This is a genomic window from Amycolatopsis sp. NPDC003676, from assembly GCF_053587275.1.
Window position 1 is genome coordinate 1 of the sequence record NZ_JBSFNS010000313.1, and the last position, 1323, is coordinate 1323.

Consider the following 1323-nt stretch of genomic DNA (forward strand, 5'->3'; position numbering starts at 1 on the left):
CCCTGGCCTGGGCCTGGGGCAAGTGGGTGCGGCCCAGGATCACCCTGCCCGCCCGGGTCGCCGAGCTCTGGGCGCAGCGCCCGAGCTGGACGTCGATCGCGGTGAAGTCCGTGATCGTGCTGGCCTGCCTGATCGTCTCGATCGCGCTGAGCGTCCAGTCCGCGCACTGGCAGCATCAGATCACCGACCTGATGGCGATGGAACCGATCTCCGACTCCGGCTATCCGCGCACCGTGCTGGTCGGCGCGGTGGTCGTCGGCCTGCTGATCTGGCTTTCGCGCGGCGTGGTCCGGCTGGTGCGGTTCGTGGCGCGCGGCCTGAACCAGTGGGTCCGGATCCCGGCCTCGTTCGCGCGGCCGCTCGGTGTGGTCATCGTGATCATCGCCGCCGTGCTGCTGTTCAACGGCGTGCTCGCGAAAGGCTTCTTCACCGTGGCGAATTCGGCGTTCAGCGCCCGCAACAGCCACACCTCCCCGCACGCGATCCAGCCGACGCTGCCCGAACGCTCCGGCAGCCCCGAGTCGTTGGCGAAGTGGGACACCCTCGGCTCGGAGGGCCGGTGGTTCGTGTCCAACGCGCCGACCGCGCTGGCCATCGGGGAGGTCACCGGAAAGCCGGCGCGCGAACCGATCCGGGTGTACGCGGGGCTGGAATCGGCCGACGGCTTCGAGGCGCAGACCGATCTGGCCGTCGCCGAACTCGACCGGACGAAGGCCTTCGAACGGGAAGTGCTGGTGGTGATCAGCACGACCGGCACCGGCTGGGTCGACTCGACCAGCGCCGAGTCGATCGAGCTGATGTACAACGGCGACAGCGCCCTGGTGGCGACGCAGTACTCGTATCTGCCCAGCGTGCTGTCGTTCCTGTCGGACCGGGAGAAGGCGGCCGCGGCGGGCAGGGAGCTGTTCGACGCGGTGTATGAGCGGTGGCTGGCGCAGCCGCCGGAGCATCGGCCGAAGCTGTTCGTCTACGGGGAGAGCCTGGGGTCGCAGGGCTCGGAGGAGGCGTTCGGCGGGCTCGGTGACCTGCGGGAGAAGGTCGACGGGGCGCTGTGGGTGGGGCCGCCGAATTCGAATCGGCTGTGGCGGCAGTTCGTCGACCGGCGCGACCCCGGTTCGCCCGCGGTGGCGCCGATGTACGCGGACGGGCTCGTCGTCCGATTCGCCGATGACGCGGTCGATCTCGGTCCCGCCGCGACCTGGCGCGAACCCCGCATCGCGTATCTCCACACGGCGGGCGGTACAAGTGGGTAGCACTCTCCAACACCACCCTCGGCGTGCTGATGTCTGCGCTCGACGGCTCGATCGTGATCATTTCGCTGCC

The 1323-nt window shown here is 69.7% G+C and carries 1 protein-coding gene; it reads left to right on the plus strand.

The window, feature by feature from the left end; translation table 11 throughout:
• Window positions 1-1253: alpha/beta-hydrolase family protein (locus ACWDNU_RS45995; protein WP_449673468.1), on the plus strand; the 1253-nt coding region annotated here is incomplete at its 5' end.
• Window positions 1254-1323 lie beyond the last annotated feature (70 nt).